At 41.0% G+C, this 3,176-nt stretch carries 4 protein-coding genes; 3 read left to right on the forward strand and 1 reads right to left on the reverse strand.

Annotated elements, in window-relative coordinates; all coding sequences use genetic code 11:
• Positions 1-254 precede the first annotated feature (254 nt).
• Positions 255-1,049: an HAD family hydrolase gene (locus tag G519_RS0138055; protein ID WP_036635526.1), complete on the reverse strand. Its 795-nt coding sequence runs from the start codon at positions 1,047-1,049 to the stop codon at positions 255-257.
• 221 nt (positions 1,050-1,270) lie between these two features.
• Between G519_RS0138055 and G519_RS51505 the strand changes: the two genes are divergently transcribed.
• From G519_RS51505 to G519_RS46700, 3 genes are all read left to right on the forward strand, one after another.
• The gene (locus tag G519_RS51505) at positions 1,271-1,564 is read left to right on the forward strand and encodes a hypothetical protein (protein ID WP_029198989.1); all 294 of its coding nucleotides are present in this window, start codon (positions 1,271-1,273) and stop codon (positions 1,562-1,564) included.
• A gap of 90 nt (positions 1,565-1,654) precedes the next feature.
• The gene (locus G519_RS0138065) at positions 1,655-2,440 is read left to right on the forward strand and encodes a DeoR/GlpR family DNA-binding transcription regulator (RefSeq protein WP_029198990.1); all 786 of its coding nucleotides are present in this window, start codon (positions 1,655-1,657) and stop codon (positions 2,438-2,440) included.
• Positions 2,441-2,838: 398 nt separating this feature from the next.
• Positions 2,839-3,120: a DUF2798 domain-containing protein gene (locus G519_RS46700; protein WP_036635528.1), complete on the forward strand. Its 282-nt coding sequence runs from the start codon at positions 2,839-2,841 to the stop codon at positions 3,118-3,120.
• The last annotated feature ends 56 nt before the right edge of the window (positions 3,121-3,176 follow it).

The raw sequence follows: 3,176 nt of genomic DNA on the forward strand, positions 1-3,176 counted from the left end.
AGACGGCGTTTACTCCCGGAATGTGGGAGTAACGCCGTCTTTTTCTGTAGAGCATTAACTTGATTTAGGAGGACGCAAGTTTTTCAGTGGCCTCGATGAATCGATAGGCTCTTTTTGCTGTAGCTCATTGCTGGGATAGAAAGGTGTTCCAAAGAACAATGCTTGAGCTTGAGAGGTAAATAGGATTAATCCATTGGAGCAAATCCAATGAAATTCAATATGTCCATCGTGAGTGTTTTAAATCTTCGTTAACACTACTCCGGTTTCAAAATACCCAGCAATTCAGGCAATGTGGCGATCTCATAACTTGGGCGATTGTGAATCGGCGCCATTCGGTTATGATGATTGATCCAAACATTCCGCATGCCAACCGCTAATGCCCCTCTAATATCCGTATCTAAATTATCGCCAACCATGATGGTTTCTTCCACAGTGGTACCTAGCAGATTCAGCGCATGCTCAAAAATCGTCGGATCTGGTTTCCCTTTGCCGAAAGAGCCGGAGATAAGAATATGATCAAAGTAAGCCGCTAAACCAGGAATGCTGTCTACTTTTTCCTGCTGCAAATCGGGAGCACCGTTCGTCATTAGCAGTAGTTGATACTTGTGATGCAAAGTATTCAAGACCTCGAAAGTTGTCTCATAAACCAAGGGACGCTCTCTTCGCTCGCGAGCAAATCGCTCGGCAAGCACTTTGCCTAATTGAGGATCATCGATTCCCAATGTACGTAAGCCTTGTGTCCACGATTCCTTCTGGTATATAGGGGCGAGCTGTTCCAGCTCCAGAAAGGATGGATGCTCTTTCGAATCGAATCGTCCCCAAAGGGCTTCCAAGTGAGTAACCTCAATCATTTTGGCAAATTCATAACAGGCCATTGTACGAAATAGGTGCTCAGATAATTCGCGTACTGCAGCCTCAAGTGCTGCAGGATCCACGTTGACAGACTCAAAAGCCACACGGCATGTTTCTTGAAATGCTTCATTTATACTTTGTTCATCCCACAGTAACGTATTGTCTAAATCAAAAATAATCGCTTTTATCGCTTTCATTGTCCATATTCCTCTCCTATGTCCTATACATAATTTGCTCCATAAATAAAAGGAAGTCAACAGTAAAGTTAGGTGAAATCATTTGAAAAATGAAAATTTAACAACGAAAACAAAATAAAACAAATAAAAAACACAAATTTTACATGTATTTAACCTTGCGATTACAAATGCTGTGTAAGATATAAATAAGACGCAACCAAATCCACATGAGGTGATACCAAATGCCAACCAACCATGAACCAAAGACCTACATGAAGATGGAAGGCGATATTATGGTAACGGATCTTAAGACGAAGGAGCCCTGCTGTCAAAGAGGCAGAGCGTGTAATGTACAGCTATTTGGCAGTGGACTTAATTTCAAAGTATCCAAGGGAAATGTTCTTACTCTGTCTCCGCCTTTGATCATTACCGAAGATGAGCTTAGTAAAGCATTGGACTGCCGCTGCCGCGATGTCTACACTAATTGTTGCGACGAATATTATCGTTCGTATCGTGTACGAGCTCAATTTGAATAAAGTGAAAAAGAGAACAGCTGCTTGGTAAATGCCTAAATAAAAACATATAATTACATTAGATGCTGCACATATATTGGGGGCTTAAACGACATGTCGTTAATCGGTGAAGAGCGGAAGGATTACATTCTTAACCAGTTGAACCTGGAAGGCAAAGTAAAAACGAATGATTTAGTAGATAATCTGAATGTTTCTTCGGAGACGATTCGTCGTTATCTGGAAGAGCTGGAAGAGGAAAATAAACTCAAGCGGGTGTATGGCGGCGCGGTCAAGATTGATTTATCCCGTGATGAGCCGTCCCATCTCAAAAGGGAAGTCCTGCATGCGGATGAGAAGCGCAAGATAGGTAGAGCTGCTGCCACGCTTGTGGAGGACAATGATGTTATCTTCATTGACGACGGAACAACGACTCTGCACATGATTGATTATTTGCTGAATAAAAAGAACATAACCGTTCTAACCATTTCGATTCCTGCCTTGTACTTATTGATCGATTATAAAAATAAAGAGCTGTACTCAGGCGACATCTATTTGCTTGGAGGCAAGGTGAATTCCATGCATTCTCGGGTTACCGGTACATTAGCTGAGAAGATGGTGGAAAACTTTTATGCGGATAAAGCTTTCCTTTCTGTTGACGGTTTGATGGTTGAGAAAGGCATAACAGGCTTTGATGAAGAGAAAGGTCAATTGACTAGGCAATTCATTAAAAATGCCAAGCAAAGTATTGTTCTGTCCGATCAATCGAAGTTTGGTCTTGTGCAATTTTATAAAATTGCTGACTTAAAAGAGATTGACATTATTGTGAGTGACGCTGCTGCACCTAAAGAATGGGAAGATTATTTAGTCAAAAAAGATGTGACCTGGATTGCAGCCCAATAAATGATAGTGATAGGAAGAATCTGGCCGTTGGCTGGGTTCTTTTTTGGTATACAGGCCTGATAAAAGAACGCAGCGGCTGCCGGGACGTGAAAAAAGCTGGTCGTCAAGCGGCGCTGGAACGTTGTAATCGGATCCGTTTACGTTAAATGGAAAGATAAGCGCTCCATCAGTTCCAATTCCGGGTATGGTTAATTTGGCGGAAAAATGCCCGCATTTGTTGAACTCATCTGCGAGAACCTGACATTAGTTCCGGTAGCTGCTATATTTTCCGCATGGTGAGGATGATTTTAAAATAAATGACAGAAAACTAAAATTGTCACTTGATTTTTGTTTTAACGAGAGGTATACTAAGTCCATAATCAAGAAAAAATAATCTAACTTACAAAGGAGTTATTTTGATGAGAATCAATCCTAAATATCGTCAGCTTACATTTGTATCCGTTATGTCATTGATTATGACATTTATCATGTCGGGAATTATGACTTTTGTACTTGAAGGTGGCTTTATTCAACATTTTGTTCGTGCATGGATGAAAGATTGGGGAGTCGCTTTTGTGATCGCATTCGGACTCAACCTTTTCTTACCAGCTTTAGTCCGTAAATTTGCAAATAGATTCAAAAAAGCTCAATTAATTGTCTATATTCGGTTCGGCCCCTTAATTATGGAGTCTAGCTGCTAAATGCTCTCGCTCTCGCAGCTTCTCATTTCTCTAGCACACTAAAGCGCAATTTCTAC

Source organism: Paenibacillus alginolyticus DSM 5050 = NBRC 15375, from assembly GCF_000422905.1.
GTDB lineage: Bacteria > Bacillota > Bacilli > Paenibacillales > NBRC-103111 > Paenibacillus_E > Paenibacillus_E alginolyticus.